Raw genomic sequence first — 15,491 nt, 5'->3', positions numbered from 1 at the left:
TCTTATTTCGTCCACTGTATAATTTTTCGCTCGATGCCAGCGGCATCCAGATCGAAGTCGGCACGGATCTCTTCCTGCGAACCTTGCGGGATAAATACATCTGGTAGCCCGATGTTCAGCACCGAGATGGCAAGGCGTTTCGCCATCAGGAATTCATTTACGCCGCTCCCGGCACCGCCCATGACTGCGTTCTCTTCCAGCGTCACGAATGTGCTGTGAGACTGTGCCAACTCTTCAAGTAACGCTTCATCTAGCGGTTTCACAAAACGCATGTCGACGAGCGTGGCGTTCAATTTCTCAGCCGCAATCTGCGCTTCCGGTAATAGCGTACCAAAATTCAGAATAGCGATCGTTTCACCCTGACGACGCACCACACCTTTACCGATTGGCAGTTCTGATAATGGCGCCAGTTCCGTACCCGTACCGTTTCCACGCGGGTAACGCACCGCTGTAGGGCCTTTCTGGTAGTGGTAGCCGGTGTGCAGCATCTGACGACATTCATTTTCATCGCTGGGTGTCATAATGACCATATTCGGGATACAGCGTAAGAAAGAGAGATCGAATGCACCCTGATGCGTTTGCCCGTCTGCACCAACAATACCACCGCGATCGATCGCAAACAGAACCGGTAGATTCTGAATCGCCACATCGTGGATAACCTGATCGTAAGCACGTTGCAGGAAAGTAGAGTAAATGGCGACGACGGGATGATAGCCACCGACGGCCAGACCAGCAGCAAACGTTACAGCATGCTGCTCGGCAATCGCCACGTCAAAATATTGTTGCGGATAGTCGCGGGAAAATTGCACCATGCCGGAGCCTTCACGCATTGCTGGTGTGACCGCCATGAGCTTGCTGTCTTTGGCGGCAGTTTCTTGTAACCATTGGCCGAAGATCTTGGAATAGGTTGGCTGTGCGCCTTCTTTGCTTTTTGGCAATGTGCCGCTGGCGGGATCGAATTTTGGCACGGCGTGCCAGCTGATCGGATCTTGCTCGGCGGGGGCGTACCCTTTGCCTTTCTTCGTCATGATGTGCAGAAGCTGAGGGCCTTTCAGATTACGCATATTTTTCAGCGTATGCGCCAGAGCCTGAACGTCATGACCATCGACTGGGCCGATATAGTTAAAGCCGAGCTCCTCAAATAGCGTACCTGGAACGACCATGCCTTTAAGGTGTTCTTCGGTGCGTTTCACCAGCTCTTTGATTGGAGGCAAGCCGGATAACACCTTTTTACCGCCTTCACGTAAACTGGCATAAAGCTTGCCGGATAGCAGTTGCGCCAGATGGTTGTTCAATGCACCGACGTTTTCCGAAATCGACATCTCATTGTCGTTTAGCACCACCAGCAGATCGGATTTGATGTCGCCTGCGTGGTTCATCGCCTCAAAGGCCATGCCCGCAGTAATCGCGCCGTCACCAATCACACAAACCGTACGACGGCCTTTTCCTTCACGCTCGGCTGCGACGGCCATGCCCAGTCCAGCACTGATGGAGGTGGATGAATGCCCGACGCTTAATACGTCATATTCACTTTCATCACGCCACGGAAAGGGGTGCAGACCGCCTTTTTGGCGGATCGTTGAAATACGATCGCGACGGCCCGTCAGGATCTTATGCGGATAAGCCTGATGACCAACATCCCACACCAGATGATCGAAAGGGGTGTTGTAGACGTAGTGTAGCGCAACCGTCAATTCAACTGTCCCCAACCCTGAAGCAAAATGTCCGCTTGAACGGCTGACGCTATCTAGCAAATATTGGCGCAGTTCATCGCACAGTGCTGGCAGGCTCTCTTTCGGCAACAGTCGAAGTTCATCCGGTGTTTCCACTAACGCTAATGTAGGGTACTTCGCGGTATCAAAACTCATAGAGACTCATTAGGTAATTACTTATCGCGTTCAACGATGAAATTCGCCAGCGCTTGTAGTGGTGCAATATTCAGGGACGTAGAGCTAGATGCAACGAGATCGTCCAGCGATGCCAGTGATTCCTGATAAAGCTCCTGTGCTTTTTTTCGTGCGTTATCTAACCCCAGCAGGCTGGGGTAGGTGCTTTTACCTAACTGTTGGTCTGCACCCTGACGTTTGCCTGTTGTCGCGCTGTCGCCAACAACATCGAGAATATCGTCCTGAACCTGAAAGGCGAGCCCAATCGCGTTAGCATAACGATCCAAGTGCGGTAAAGCTGCACGCCCTGCGTCACCCGCGGCGAATGCGCCCAGTCGGACTGCGGCGCGGATCAAGGCTCCCGTTTTGTGGCGATGAATTCGCTCTAACGCAGCTAAATCGACCTGATGGCCTTCCGCTTCCAGATCAAAAGCCTGACCGCCGCACATGCCTGCTACGCCACTTGCCTGCGCTAATTCTGAGATCATTGCCAGCCGATCGCGGTCAGAAACCTGCGGCATCGGCGCATCGGTCAGAATAGAGAATGCCAGCGTTTGCAGTGCATCACCTGCCAGAATGGCGTTGGCCTCACCAAATTTGATGTGGCAGGTCGGTTGTCCGCGGCGTAAATCATCGTCGTCCATTGCTGGCAGATCATCATGAATCAATGAATAGGCATGGATACATTCTACTGCCGCTGCTGGGGCATCCAGGCTCTCTAGCGGCATGCCAAACAGTTCGCCAGTAGTATAAACCAGAAATGGACGCAGGCGTTTGCCACCTAAGAGTGAGCCATACTCCATTGCATTGACCAGTGGACTACTCTGAAAGGGGAGAGCGGCGATGAAGTGCCCCAACATACGGTTAGTACGTTGGTAATGCGCATTCAGTTGCGTGCTGAAATCGGTCATAGCGACTCATTATCTGGCGTAAATGGTGACAGTGGTGCATCGGGATCGTCGCTCAGCAGGATTTGTACGCGTTGTTCGGCCTGTTGCAGCTTTTGCTGTCCCTGACGAGCGAGCTGGATGCCATGTTCGAACGCATTTAGCGCATCATCCAGCGGCAGTTCACCTGATTCGAGGCGGGTAACGATTTTTTCCAGTTCGTTCAGCGAGCTTTCAAAGCTGACTGGCTGCTCGGTCTTCTTAGGCATAGTGGTTTCAGAATCCTGGTGTTATACGCCGTTGGCTTGTAGCGGCAAAGCGTGGTATTGCGTTTAGTCATCCGTGGATGGCGTGACGATTATACGGTTAAAACGCACAGTATATCTGCATATAATGATATACTCCGCGCCCTGGATGCTATTGGTAAAATCATCTCTGTTCTGGCTGATTTTACCGATAACGTGATTTTAGTGCTCAGGGTAAATTTATTTACACCTGTCTGACCAAGTAACGACAGCCACCATGAAGTTTATCATTAAATTGTTCCCGGAAATCACCATCAAGAGCCAATCTGTGCGGTTGCGCTTTATCAAGATTCTAACCGGAAACATTCGCAACGTATTAAAACACTATGATGAAACGCTGGCGGTTGTCCGTCACTGGGATCATATCGAAGTTCGGGCCAAAGACGAAAGCCAGCGTGGCGCGATTCGTGATGCGCTGACGAGAATTCCGGGTATTCACCATATTCTGGAAGTTGAAGATCATGCCTATACTGATGTGCACAACATCTTTGAACAAGCGTTGGCGCTGTACCGTGAACAACTGGAAGGCAAGACGTTTTGTGTGCGAGTGAAACGCCGCGGTAAGCATGAATTTAGCTCACAGGATGTGGAACGCTATGTTGGCGGCGGGTTGAATCAGCACATTGAAACGGCGCGAGTCAATCTCACTTCTCCGCAGATCACTGTAAATCTGGAAATCGAGCAGGATCGTCTGCTGCTGATTAAAGGCCGCTATGAAGGGATCGGCGGCTATCCGATCGGTACGCAGGAAGATGTACTGTCTCTCATTTCTGGTGGTTTCGATTCTGGTGTGTCCAGCTACATGTTGATGCGCCGAGGGTGCCGCGTGCATTACTGTTTCTTCAACCTTGGCGGTGCGGCGCACGAGATTGGGGTGAAACAGGTGGCACATTACCTGTGGAATCGATTTGGTAGTTCGCACCGGGTGCGTTTTATTGCTATCGATTTCGATCCCGTTGTCGGTGAAATTCTGGAGAAGGTTGACGACGGCCAGATGGGTGTTGTTTTGAAGCGCATGATGGTGCGTGCGGCCTCCAAAATAGCTGAGCGTTATGGCGTTCAGGCGTTGGTGACTGGCGAAGCGCTAGGGCAGGTTTCCAGCCAGACGCTGACTAACCTGCGCTTGATCGACAATGCTTCCGATACCCTGATTTTGCGCCCGCTGATTTCTCATGATAAAGAGCACATTATTAAACAGGCTCGCGAGCTGGGGACGGAAGATTTCGCTAAAACGATGCCGGAATACTGCGGTGTGATCTCCAAAAGCCCGACGGTGAAGGCGGTAAAAGCGAAGATTGAGGCCGAAGAAGGGCATTTTGATTTCGCTATTCTGGATCGTGTGGTGAGCGAAGCGCGGAATATTGATATTCGTGAGATCGCCGAGCAGACCAAGCAAGACGTGGTTGAAGTCGAAACGGTTGCCTCATTTGCACCAACCGACGTACTGCTGGATATCCGCTCGCCGGATGAACAGGATGATAAGCCGCTGGAGCTGGATCAGATCGAAATCAAATCCTTACCGTTCTACAAGCTGGGTACGCAGTTTGGCGATTTGGATCAGAGCAAAACCTACCTGCTTTACTGCGAGCGCGGCGTGATGAGCCGCTTGCAGGCGCTATACCTACGTGAGCAAGGTTTTAGCAATGTGAAGGTCTACCGTCCGTAATATAGAAAGGCGCGTAAGCGCCTTAGACTTTCTGACAAAGTGCGCCGAGCGGTGTTAATGGATAGATCGTAAAGACGCTGCAAGTACCTCCCTGTAAGCTCGAGCCGCGCCATCCCTGGCGCGGACGCTTTACTCTTCTATTCCATTATCACCGTTTTCGTTCCTCAAATAGATTTATCGCCGTATCGAACACGCGTAAGCGCCTTTTTCCTCTACGTTAATCACGATAGTTATGAATACCCGGTGGCAGGATGAGCTGTGCGGCGACTTCAGCAGCTTTTTCTTTTCCCAGTAGCAAATCAATCATCTTCAAGGCGAAATCCATGCTGGTGCCCGGTCCTTGTGTGGTTAACAGATTCACGCGCGGATCGTAGACGACACGTTTTTCCATCCATTTTTCTGGCGCAATCTTATCCTTAAACGCCGGATAGCCCGTCATGTTTCCGACGGGGAACAACTGATGATATTCCAGCACCAGCGCAGGCGTTGCACACATCGCAGCGACAATTTTTCCTTCCAGATGCGCCTGTCTGATACACTCCACCAGTATTGGGCTATCGCGGAAGCATTCCGCGCCTTGCAGTCCACCTGGTAAGACCAGCACATCGAAAGGCCGATCGGCGACGGCAGCCAGCGGCGCATCCGCCAGTAGCCTTACCCCGCGTGAGCAGACGATTTCAAGATTGCCATCGCTGGCTACGCTGGCAAGCGTGACCTGAATACCCGCGCGGACAAGCAAATCGATGGTCGTGACGGCTTCAGTTTCTTCACTACCAGGTGCCAGACACACCAGTGCCGATGCGGTCATAATCGTTTTCCTTTTGCTTAATGTAGTCAAACAGGCGGGCATTTTCGGGGAGCGTCAGGCCGTGAAGACGTGCGCGGTGCAGTAAATACCCGGTAATGTAGTCAATTTCGGTATGTCGCTGAGCGATGACGTCCTGCAACATTGATGAGGTATTTGCTGCGGTGTTCTGAATAATTTGATTCACGTAGAGCAGTAGACTGTCTTGCGATGTATGGAAGCCCTCTCGTTCCATAACATCGGCTACTTCCTGACAAAGTGAAGCGATCGGTTCTGGATAGGCGGCAAGTTCGCCATTGGTGCAGTGATATTTCACTGTTAGCGGATTGATGACGCAGTTAGCCGCCAGCTTCAGCCAGCAGGTCGCGCTGATATTGCTATGCCAGGCCACATCAGGTAAAGCCTGATGGAGTATTTCAGCTAAATGACTTTGACTACTGTCGCCGTTAAACGTCCCTATGTGCGTCGTGCCTGCGGCAACGTGTACAACGTTGTTTGCGTCGCGCCGTGCGGCATGGGTGGTGATTCCGATCACCAGCGGCTGTAGTAACCGCGGTAATTCTTCCTGTGTACCCATGCCGTTATGTAATAGCAGAATCGTGCAATGCGGGTTGAGCTGGGGCAACAGTATGGTAACGGCATCGGAGACCTGCCAGGCTTTTAGCGTGACCAGCAGCAACTCGCTCTGGGCAAGGTGATCGGGATCGTTAGCTGTCAGATTGAGATTACAGTGCTGGCCGTCCAGCATGGTGACATTGACCGCACAATACGGTTGCGGAACGCGGAGCCATCCCTGGACATCATGCCCTTGCTGATGCAACGCTGCGAGCCAAAGTTGGCCTAGCGCACCACAGCCAAGAACGGTGATTTTCATGTACGTCTCCCTTATTTGATGCGGGCGCTGTCGTTCTGCCATCATAGGCTATCATTCATGTCACGATCTTGTGCTATTCGGCCTGTTTACCCGATATAGAGTAAAAATCGGGATCGTGTCTGGTATCTTGCTTATCGCAGAAGAGCGGTTATTATGCTCGCCAGCCACATTTGTCAGGAGAGCGAATTATGCCATCTTTCGATATTGTTTCGGAAATTGATATGCAGGAAGTCCGTAACGCGGTGGAAAATGCCACGCGTGAGCTGAGCACACGCTGGGATTTTCGTAATGTTCCGGCCAGCTTTGAACTGAATGAGAAATCGCAAAGTATTAAAGCGACCAGCGAGTCTGATTTTCAGGTGCAGCAACTGATTGATATTATGCGCGAGAAACTGCTGAAGCGTGGGATTGAAGGTGGGGCGTTAGAGGTCCCGGAAGCGTTCGAGCACAGCGGTAAAACGTACAGCGTGGAAGCGAAGCTGAAGCAAGGCATTGAAACTACGTTGGCGAAGCAAATTATCAAGCTGATTAAAGACAGCAAGCTGAAAGTGCAGGCGCAGATTCAAGGTGAACAGGTTCGCGTTACTGGGAAATCACGTGATGATTTACAAGGTGTGATGGCATTGATTCGCGGTGGTAATTTGGGACAGCCGTTCCAGTTTACTAACTTCCGCGATTGATACTTTTAGTCCCATGTCGGCGAATAACAAGGCCAGCGAAAGCTGGCCTTTTGCTTGGCTTAAACTTGGCCCGCTACTTGTTCTAACTGCTGCCGATTGGTCTTTTTGTTGTCGATCTTCACATAGGCGCTGTATTCATCCGGCACGATAACGACTTCCGCAACGCCGGGCTGAGTGCGAATTCTCTGTTCCAACTCACTATCCTGCAATGCTAAATCAGTCAGCGAGATTCTCAGACTACTGAGATAGGGCGGTTCCTGCATGGTGAAGCTGACGAATAGCCAGATAGCCGCAATGGCTGTACCAGCCATAAACACGACAGATGCGCCATAAAGCTCAAAAAGCCCGCCACCGAGACTTCCTCCGATTGCTACACCGATAAACTGTGTGGTGGAGTAAACCCCCATTGCAGTGCCTTTGTATCCGGCAGGCGATTCCTTGCTGATTAGCGATGGTAGCAGCGCCTCCATGACGTTAAAAGCCAGGAAGAACAGCTGTACGCCGATGATAATTTGCCAGAGATGGTTACCCGCATCCCACAGGACGACCTCTGCGGCGATTAATACCACGATGCAACCGATGAAAACCTGCTTCATCCGCCTTTTCACTTCGGCATAGATAATGAAGGGGACGACACCGGCAAAGGAAACCAACATAGTGACTAGGTAAACTTTCCAGTGATCTTGCGGTTCCAGTCCTGCGGATTCCATTGCGCGGGGTAGGGCAACGAAGCTCGACATCAATAAAATATGCAGGCACATGATACCGATATTCAGTTTCAGCAGGCGGCTATTGCCGAGCACCTTGCGGAAACTGCCACGTACCATCGCTGATTCTCGATTCAGGACGTGTGCTGGTGCGGAAGGAATCAATGTCAGCGTGATAGCAATGCCCGCGAGTGATAGAACGGCGATGCCCCAGAAAAGTGCCTGCAAGCCGAAAGCGTGAGTAATGATAGGACCAAGGACCATGGCGATAGCAAAGGTGACGCCGAAGCTCACGCCGATAAACGCCATAGCTTTGGTTCGGTTTTGTTCACGCGTCAGGTCGGAAAGCAGCGCCATGACGGCAGCGGAGATGGCGCCCGCGCCCTGCAATGCCCTGCCAAGGATAATGCCCCAAATGGAGTCGCTCAGTGCAGCGATGACGCTACCCAGTGCAAAAATGAGTAGTCCCCCGACGATCAGCGGCTTTCTGCCAATGCGATCGGAGACTAAACCGAAGGGGATCTGGAAAATAGCCTGCATCAAACCATAGATACCAATCGCAATCCCGATCAGCGCTTCACTGGCACCTTGCAATGCCATACCGTAGGTGGTGAGAACGGGCAACACCATGAACATGCCAAGCATGCGTAGTGAAAAAACGGCACCCAAGCCCCATGTGGCGCGTAATTCGCCTGGGGTCATTTTATTATCGTTCATTCATTACCTCTGAAAACAATTGGCGCTATTTTAGTGCGTTATTGGCCAGACAGTAAACGATAGGTTTGTTACGTGATTTGGCGGAGGGGAAAGTAGGGGAGGGGAAAAGAAAAAAACGCAGGGAGCGTTTTTCAACGTCGCTTGCGGCGGTGCGAAGAGGGGAGGGGGGAGAGCAGGAAGCTCGCCATAAAAAAACAGGCGGACGAGCCACCTGTTTTTTTAATGTATAGAACGCAGCTTGTGATTAACGCAGATAGGTCAGCAGGACTTCATGCGCTGGCGCCATTGAATCTACAGACATCATCACGCTCAGTGAGGTAATCGCGACGATGGAGAAAACAAACAGCTTTCTTGCCCATACGCGGTCATCAATCGCATTTTTATAGCCTGACAACGCCATACCCAACCACCATACGCTAACTGCGGCGGCAACGATGAGGTATTTGTAGCCGGCGTAACCGCCGAGAGACAGCATCAATGTTGCGACCGCAAACGCGACGATATAGAGCGTGATGTGGTTTTTCGCAACGGAGATACCTTTCACAACAGGTAGTACCGGAATGTTAGCTGCTTGATAATCCTTGAAGCGGAAAATCGCAATCGCGTAGGAATGCGGCATCTGCCACAGACTGAAGATCAACAGCAGAATCAACGCGCCAGCGTCGAACTGGTTGCTGACGGCACAGTAACCGATAACCGGTGGTGCTGCGCCGGACAGACTGCCAATCAGCGTGCCATAAACAGAATGCCGCTTCATGTACAGGCTATATACGCCGACATACACAACGAATCCCATCACCGCCAGCCACATAGCCAGCGGATTAGCCGCGATGTACAGCAGAGCAAAGCCCGCAATACCTAACAGCGATGCGTAAACCAGCGTTACCTTCAGCGAAATCAGTCCTTTTACCAGAACCCGATTTTTGGTTCTCTCCATTTTCTTGTCGATGTCGCGGTCAATAACGTTGTTAAACACGCAGCCAGATGCAACGACTAACGACACACCCACGAGGGTGGCGAGAAACAAGGGATAATCAATGCGGCCTTGTGCCGCAAGGAGAAACCCACCGATAACGGAAATCAGATTTCCGAAAATAATTCCTGGTTTAGTAACTTGCAGGTATTGCTTAATCATCTTTTACGGCTCTGTTACTGGATCATCATATTGTGGTGTGCGCTCATCATAATCCAGATGGAGCCCACGACGACAATCGCGATAATCAGGACGGCAAACACAAGAGCCACCACGTTCCAGCGCTCTTCTGAGGACGTATTCAGGTGCAGGAAGTACACCAGATGCACCAGAATTTGAACCACTGCACATCCCACCACCGTGAAAAGAATGGCGTTATGCGATGCGGTGCCGCTCATGACCATACTGAAAGGAATGACTGTCAAAATAACAGACAGAACAAAACCTATCACATATGACTTAACGCTACCGTGGCTGGCACCTGCATGATCGGTTGTTGAATGACTCATTAGATTGCCCCCAGCAGATAAACAACGGTGAAGACACAAATCCACACCACGTCAAGGAAGTGCCAGAACAGGCTCAGACACATCAGACGCGTTTTGTTGGTTGCAGTCAGCCCACGTTTGGACACCTGAATCATCATGATGACCAACCAGATCAGACCGCCCGTTACGTGGAGCCCGTGAGTACCGACCAGTGCGAAGAAGGCGGACAGGAACGCGCTGCGATCCGGGCCATAGCCTTCAACGATCAGGTGATGGAATTCATAGATTTCCATCCCGATAAACACCAGACCGAACAAGAAGGTCACACCTAACCAGGTATTAACCTGAGCTTTGTTGCCCTTGTTCATGGCGATCATCGCCATGCCGTAGGTAATACTACTGAACAACAGCGCGAACGTTTCTACCAACACGAAAGGCAGTTGGAAAATGTCTTTCCCGCTTGGGCCACCAGCAGTACCGTTAACCAGTACCGCATAGGTCGCGAACAGTGACCCGAAAATGATCAGGTCGCTCATCAGGTAGACCCAGAAGCCAAATACCTTATTGGCTCCTGTGTCGTGGTGCCCATGCTCTGCATGGGCGGTATTGTGGTTAGTCAGAGTTTCAGTTGACATGTTTCACGCCTGCCTTACTGAGTTGATCAAAATTCTGATTCTCAATTTGCTCAATTTCTTTAACCGGTACGTAGTAATCCACGTCCTGATTAAAGCTGTGCACAATCCAGGTCACAATCATGCCTGCGAAGCTAGCGATGACCAGCCACCAGATATGCCAGATCATAGCAAAACCGAATACCAGGCTAAATGCAGAGATAATCACACCAGCGCCGGTATTCTTCGGCATGTGAATCTCTTCATAGCTGGCAGGACGTTTGTAAGCTTCACCTTTCTCTTTCGCTTCCCAGAAAGCATCACGCTCGTCAACATGTGGCACGATAGCGAAGTTGTAGAACGGCGCAGGAGAAGACGTTGCCCACTCCAGTGTGCGTCCACCCCACGGGTCACCCGTCAGATCGCGATTCTGGTCACGGTCACGGATACTGACGTAGAACTGGATAACCTGACACAGTACACCGATACCGATTAATACTGCACCGATGGAAGCCACAACCAGCAACGCGTGGAACTCAGGGTTAATTTGCTGGCTCAGACGACGCGTCATACCCATGAAGCCGAGAATGTACAGCGGCATAAAGGCAACGAAGAAGCCGATAATCCAGAACCAGAACGCGCGTTTACCCCAGGTTTCATTCAGGGTGAAACCAAAGGCTTTAGGGAACCAGTAAGTAATACCTGCGAAGCAACCAAACACCACACCGCCGATGATCACGTTATGGAAGTGAGCAATCAGGAACAGACTGTTGTGTAGGACAAAGTTCGCGCCCGGTACGGCCAGCAGTACCCCGGTCATCCCACCAATGGTGAAGGTGATGATGAAGCCCGTCGTCCACAGCATCGTGGAGTGAGACTGAATACGACCTTGGTACATGGTGAACAGCCAGTTGAAGATTTTAACCCCGGTAGGGATTGAAATAATCATGGTGGCTATACCAAAGAAGGCGTTGACGTTCGCGCCGGACCCCATGGTAAAGAAGTGGTGCAGCCAAACGATGAACGACAGAACCGTAATCGCAATGGTTGCCCATACCAATGAGGTGTAGCCAAACAGACGTTTTTTACAGAAGGTAGCAACCACTTCGGAGTAAACACCGAATATCGGCAGCACCAGAATGTAAACCTCAGGATGACCCCATGCCCAAATCAGGTTGATGTACATCATCATGTTGCCACCCATATCATTGGTAAAGAAATGGGTGCCGAGGTAACGGTCAAGCGTCAGCAGCGCAATGGTAACGGTCAATATCGGGAATGCGGCAATGATCAGCACGTTGGTACACAGCGCTGTCCAGGTAAATACTGGCATTTTCATCAGCGTCATGCCCGGTGCACGCATCTTCAGAATTGTCGCGAAGAAGTTAACGCCCGTCAGCGTGGTACCGATACCGGATATCTGTAGACTCCATATCCAGTAATCGACCCCGACGCCGGGACTGTACTCCTTGCCTGACAGCGGCGGATAGGCTACCCAGCCAGTCTGCGCGAATTCACCCACGCCGAGAGAGAGGTTGATCAAGACCACGCCAGCTACAAACAACCAGAAGCTGAGGGAGTTCAGGAAGGGGAAAGCAACGTCACGCGCACCGATCTGCAAGGGAACCGCAAGGTTCATCAAGCCAACAACGAACGGGGTTGCCACGAAGAAGATCATGATGACACCGTGAGCGGTGAAGATCTGATCGTAGTGGTGAGCGTTTAGGAAGCCCTCTTGCCCGGCAGAGGCAAGAACCTGCTGACCGCGCATCATAATGGCATCGGCAAAGCCACGTATCATCATCACCAAACCAACGATGATATACATGATACCGATTTTTTTGTGGTCTACAGAGGTGAACCACTCGGCCCACAGCCATTTCCACTTACCGAAATAGGTTATTGCCGCCAGTAGCGCAAGGCCACCAACGATGATCGCCGCCACGGTGACCATAATAATGGGTTCGTGGTACGGAACCGCATCGAGTGTAAGTTTTCCGAACATCGTATTATCCCTCGGCTCCTTTGTGCGAGCTATGCTCGCCCATGTTCATACCCTCACCGTGTTGCATGTTTTCATCGGGCTTCATGCCTTCACCATGATGTTGCATGTTCATGTCGTTGCCTATGAATTTGCGAATAATATTATTGAACAAATCCGGCTGGACACTGGAGAAGTATTCGACAGGATGGAATTCACTTGGCTTAGCCAGCGTGTTGAATTCATCCATGGTATTCAGTGTCTTGGCGGACGCACGAACGTTCGCAACCCACTGATCGAATTCCTGTTGGGTTGGTGTGGCAATTGCGGTGAACTTCATACCAGAGAAGCCTTTACCACTATAACCGCCAGAGATACCGTCATATTTGCCCGGTTCATTAGCAATTAAATGGAGCTTCGTCTGCATTCCGGCCATGGCGTAAATCTGTCCACCAAGACGAGGGATGAAGAAGGAGTTCATCACGGAGTCGGATGTGATCTTGAATGCAACAGGCACGTTGGCAGGGAAAGCCAATTCGTTAACCGTAGCGATACCAAGGTCCGGGTAAACAAACAGCCATTTCCAGTCAAGCGAAACAACTTCGACATTGATAGGTTTGACGTCTGATACCAGCGGCTTGTACGGATCAAGCGAGTGGGTCGTCTTCCAGGTAATCGTGCCAAGAATAACGATAATGATAATTGGTACAGTCCAGACTACGGCTTCTATCTTGTTGGAGTGTGACCAGTTCGGGGTATATTTTGCCTTTTCATTAGAAGCACGGAACTTCCAGGCAAAAGCTATCGTCATAACGATAACGGGAATCACAACGATCAACATCAGCCCGATGGCAGTCAGTATTAGCGATCTTTGTTCTAACCCGATCTCTCCTTTGGGGTTCATCAGCGCCATATCGCAACCGCTCAGTAGAACAGTGGCTGCAAATAAAGACAGCATCCCAAAAATTTTATTGTATTTCTTGAGTCTCATCTAGCGACCTCAATAACAAGGGCTCTATTGTCATTTCATGCGAGCGGGCATTTTACGGGAAGGTTACTGCACTGTAAACATGATTAAGGTTATGTCAGCCGATTGTTGCTGTTTTTTGCCCTTAATGTCACAAAGATAGCCAAAATAAAAATGGTATTTAAAAACAGCAAATTAAGTGGCTACCCAGATGAGAGTATGGATGGATAATAAGAAATTACAACTTACCGTAACGCTTATTTTCTATTTTTAGTTTGCTGGGATTTTTGCCCAATCTGTGTTTTTGATAACGAATGAAATTAGTTCTGGGGAGATTTTACGAGGAAATAAAATTCCCTCTAGCAAGATAATTATGAAAAAAATAATTAAATAAAGGAATGGGGTAATTGGTCCAGGCAGTAGGGGGAACTGCCTGAACCAATATCGTTAGTGTACGGACGGCTTAGATGCTCGTCTGAGTGACAGATAATCCAGCAGACTACCGAAGAAAATTCCCAGCAGCGCGAGCGTACCGCCTGCGGCGAGCAGGCATTCTGCTAACAGCGGCAATGAAGACCATTCCAGCGCATTACTGATGAGCAAAATGAGCCACAATGCCAGCAATATCACACCCAATCCCAACACATGCAAAGCCTTCTTGTAATAATTCGGGAAATTTGTGCGTAACTGAAAGGTGTCTGTTTTCTGGGTAAACTCCAGCGTTTCACGGCAAATCATCAGGATTGCCAGACCCGGCAATGCGGCAAAAATCGAGAACAGATAGAACCATGCCCAACCGTAGGATTCAACAAACCAGCCCGCAATAGGGCCAACATAAACCCGTCCGACGGCTGCAAGGGCAGAAAGCAGGGCAAACTGTGTGGCTGAGAATGATTTATTACACAATGTCATCAACAGAGCGACAAATGCTGCCGTTCCCATCCCGCCACAGAGATTTTCCAGAAAAACAGCGCTGGCCATCGTGAACAGGCTTTTGTCTGTGATAGCCAAGAGCCAGTACCCAGCATTGGAAACGGCCTGAAGGATGCCAAACAGCATTAGCGCTCTGAACAATGAGAGCCGCTGCATCAGCAATCCGCCGTAAATCGCGCCGACAATGGTGGCGAAGAGCCCAAGGGTTTTGTTAACCAGCCCAACATCGCCAGCGTTGAAGCCAACGCCGCGTATCAGGAAGGTTGTCGTCAGACTGATCGCAAAAGCATCGCCGAGTTTGTATAACACAATCAACAGAAGAATAAGCCAGGCGTTGTTACGCTCGAAGAAATCGCGCAGTGGGGCAACAATCGCTTGTTCCATGGTGCGCGGCGCGGGCTGGCTATTCAGTGGTTCCGGCGCTAATAGCGTGGCGAAGACACCGATCAGCATTAATCCTGCCATTAGCCAATAGGTTGCCTGCCAGCCGAGATAACGATCGGCCATCCACAGTGCTAATCCGCCAGAAACCAGCATGGCAATCCGATAGCCTAATACCGAGGTTGCCGCACCGGTGCCGCGTTCCTCAGGGGGAAGTAAATCCGTTTTATAGGCATCAAAAACAATATCCTGAGACGCAGAGCAAAACGCGACCAGAACCGCCAGCGCAGCCAGCCACCAGAGATCGCGCGCCGGGTTCATAAACCCCATACCAATGATCGCAGCAATCAACAGAAGTTGGCTGAGAATCAGCCAGCCGCGGCGTCTGCCAAGAAACGGCGGAGTGTAGCGGTCCATCAGGGGAGACCACAGAAACTTGAATACGTAGGCTTGGCCAACCAAAGAGAAAAAACCAATGGTTTTCAGATCGACGTTTTCGACGGTCATCCACGCTTGCAGCGTGCCGGATGTCAAGGCCAGGGGTAAACCGGAAGCAAAGCCAAGCAATAGCATAAAAAGCGAATTACGTTGGCTGAACAAAGTAATGATGCGACTAAACATGAAGAGTCC

General features: G+C 50.7%; 14 protein-coding genes. 2 read left to right on the top strand and 12 right to left on the bottom strand.

What is annotated here, in order from left to right; all coding sequences use genetic code 11:
* Positions 1 to 2: 2 nt before the first annotated feature.
* Genes dxs through xseB form a run of 3 tightly spaced genes read right to left on the bottom strand, consistent with a single transcriptional unit; the run spans position 3 to position 3,042 of the window.
* Positions 3 to 1,868 (bottom strand): 1-deoxy-D-xylulose-5-phosphate synthase, encoded by a 1,866-nt coding sequence (gene dxs, locus A6301_RS11295; RefSeq protein WP_205541490.1) that lies wholly within the window; start codon positions 1,866 to 1,868, stop codon positions 3 to 5.
* A 17-nt stretch (positions 1,869 to 1,885) separates the two neighbouring features.
* Positions 1,886 to 2,797, bottom strand: a complete 912-nt coding sequence (ispA, locus tag A6301_RS11290; protein ID WP_215483115.1) for a (2E,6E)-farnesyl diphosphate synthase — start codon at positions 2,795 to 2,797, stop codon at positions 1,886 to 1,888.
* Entirely contained in the window at positions 2,794 to 3,042 is a 249-nt protein-coding gene (gene xseB, locus A6301_RS11285) for an exodeoxyribonuclease VII small subunit (protein ID WP_107170900.1), read from the bottom strand. Before xseB ends, ispA begins: the two co-directional genes overlap by 4 nt.
* Before the next feature lie 253 nt (positions 3,043 to 3,295).
* Between xseB and thiI the strand changes: the two genes are divergently transcribed.
* Entirely contained in the window at positions 3,296 to 4,744 is a 1,449-nt protein-coding gene (thiI, locus tag A6301_RS11280; RefSeq protein ID WP_205541493.1) for a tRNA uracil 4-sulfurtransferase ThiI, read from the top strand.
* A gap of 217 nt (positions 4,745 to 4,961) precedes the next feature.
* On the opposite strand, the gene yajL is transcribed toward thiI, so the two are convergent.
* Both yajL and panE read right to left on the bottom strand, forming a co-directional pair.
* Entirely contained in the window at positions 4,962 to 5,552 is a 591-nt protein-coding gene (gene yajL, locus A6301_RS11275) for a protein deglycase YajL (RefSeq protein WP_205541495.1), read from the bottom strand.
* A complete protein-coding gene (gene panE, locus A6301_RS11270) occupies positions 5,515 to 6,423 on the bottom strand; it encodes a 2-dehydropantoate 2-reductase (RefSeq protein WP_234257793.1) in 909 nt (302 codons plus the stop codon). The genes yajL and panE overlap by 38 nt, the downstream gene beginning before the upstream one ends.
* 188 nt (positions 6,424 to 6,611) lie before the next feature.
* On the opposite strand from panE, the gene A6301_RS11265 reads away from it, so the two are divergent.
* The gene (locus tag A6301_RS11265; RefSeq protein WP_107170897.1) at positions 6,612 to 7,103 is read left to right on the top strand and encodes a YajQ family cyclic di-GMP-binding protein; all 492 of its coding nucleotides are present in this window, start codon (positions 6,612 to 6,614) and stop codon (positions 7,101 to 7,103) included.
* Positions 7,104 to 7,162: 59 nt separating this feature from the next.
* On the opposite strand, the gene A6301_RS11260 is transcribed toward A6301_RS11265, so the two are convergent.
* From A6301_RS11260 to ampG, 7 genes are all read right to left on the bottom strand, one after another.
* Positions 7,163 to 8,527: an MFS transporter gene (locus A6301_RS11260; protein WP_234257792.1), complete on the bottom strand. Its 1,365-nt coding sequence runs from the start codon at positions 8,525 to 8,527 to the stop codon at positions 7,163 to 7,165.
* Between the two features lie 244 nt (positions 8,528 to 8,771).
* On the bottom strand, positions 8,772 to 9,662 hold the full coding sequence (gene cyoE / locus A6301_RS11255; protein ID WP_005976015.1) for a heme o synthase: 891 nt from the start codon (positions 9,660 to 9,662) through the stop codon (positions 8,772 to 8,774).
* Between the two features lie 14 nt (positions 9,663 to 9,676).
* On the bottom strand, positions 9,677 to 10,009 hold the full coding sequence (locus A6301_RS11250; RefSeq protein ID WP_011092734.1) for a cytochrome o ubiquinol oxidase subunit IV: 333 nt from the start codon (positions 10,007 to 10,009) through the stop codon (positions 9,677 to 9,679).
* Positions 10,009 to 10,623 carry a cytochrome o ubiquinol oxidase subunit III gene (locus tag A6301_RS11245; RefSeq protein WP_107169975.1) on the bottom strand — a complete coding sequence of 205 codons (615 nt, stop codon included), beginning with the start codon at positions 10,621 to 10,623 and terminating at the stop codon, positions 10,009 to 10,011. The genes A6301_RS11250 and A6301_RS11245 overlap by 1 nt, the downstream gene beginning before the upstream one ends.
* Positions 10,613 to 12,604, bottom strand: a complete 1,992-nt coding sequence (gene cyoB, locus A6301_RS11240; RefSeq protein ID WP_107169974.1) for a cytochrome o ubiquinol oxidase subunit I — start codon at positions 12,602 to 12,604, stop codon at positions 10,613 to 10,615. Before cyoB ends, A6301_RS11245 begins: the two co-directional genes overlap by 11 nt.
* A 4-nt stretch (positions 12,605 to 12,608) precedes the next feature.
* A complete protein-coding gene (cyoA, locus tag A6301_RS11235; RefSeq protein ID WP_048259130.1) occupies positions 12,609 to 13,571 on the bottom strand; it encodes a cytochrome o ubiquinol oxidase subunit II in 963 nt (320 codons plus the stop codon).
* Positions 13,572 to 13,994: 423 nt separating this feature from the next.
* Positions 13,995 to 15,482 (bottom strand): muropeptide MFS transporter AmpG, encoded by a 1,488-nt coding sequence (ampG, locus tag A6301_RS11230; protein WP_215483112.1) that lies wholly within the window; start codon positions 15,480 to 15,482, stop codon positions 13,995 to 13,997.
* Between the last annotated feature and the right edge of the window lie 9 nt (positions 15,483 to 15,491).

It is taken from the genome of Pectobacterium sp. IFB5596 (assembly GCF_021432585.1).
Lineage (GTDB): Bacteria > Pseudomonadota > Gammaproteobacteria > Enterobacterales > Enterobacteriaceae > Pectobacterium > Pectobacterium punjabense.
This window is presented reverse-complemented; position numbering and strand designations above follow the sequence as displayed.

Coding starts and splice junctions, on each gene's coding strand:
- dxs (WP_205541490.1), bottom strand. CDS start 1,868: ATGAGTTTTGATACCGCGAAGTACCCTACATTAGCGTTAGTGGAAACA.
- ispA (WP_215483115.1), bottom strand. CDS start 2,797: ATGACCGATTTCAGCACGCAACTGAATGCGCATTACCAACGTACTAAC.
- xseB (WP_107170900.1), bottom strand. CDS start 3,042: ATGCCTAAGAAGACCGAGCAGCCAGTCAGCTTTGAAAGCTCGCTGAAC.
- thiI (WP_205541493.1), top strand. CDS start 3,296: ATGAAGTTTATCATTAAATTGTTCCCGGAAATCACCATCAAGAGCCAA.
- yajL (WP_205541495.1), bottom strand. CDS start 5,552: ATGACCGCATCGGCACTGGTGTGTCTGGCACCTGGTAGTGAAGAAACT.
- panE (WP_234257793.1), bottom strand. CDS start 6,423: ATGAAAATCACCGTTCTTGGCTGTGGTGCGCTAGGCCAACTTTGGCTC.
- A6301_RS11265 (WP_107170897.1), top strand. CDS start 6,612: ATGCCATCTTTCGATATTGTTTCGGAAATTGATATGCAGGAAGTCCGT.
- A6301_RS11260 (WP_234257792.1), bottom strand. CDS start 8,527: ATGAACGATAATAAAATGACCCCAGGCGAATTACGCGCCACATGGGGC.
- cyoE (WP_005976015.1), bottom strand. CDS start 9,662: ATGATTAAGCAATACCTGCAAGTTACTAAACCAGGAATTATTTTCGGA.
- A6301_RS11250 (WP_011092734.1), bottom strand. CDS start 10,009: ATGAGTCATTCAACAACCGATCATGCAGGTGCCAGCCACGGTAGCGTT.
- A6301_RS11245 (WP_107169975.1), bottom strand. CDS start 10,623: ATGTCAACTGAAACTCTGACTAACCACAATACCGCCCATGCAGAGCAT.
- cyoB (WP_107169974.1), bottom strand. CDS start 12,604: ATGTTCGGAAAACTTACACTCGATGCGGTTCCGTACCACGAACCCATT.
- cyoA (WP_048259130.1), bottom strand. CDS start 13,571: ATGAGACTCAAGAAATACAATAAAATTTTTGGGATGCTGTCTTTATTT.
- ampG (WP_215483112.1), bottom strand. CDS start 15,482: ATGTTTAGTCGCATCATTACTTTGTTCAGCCAACGTAATTCGCTTTTT.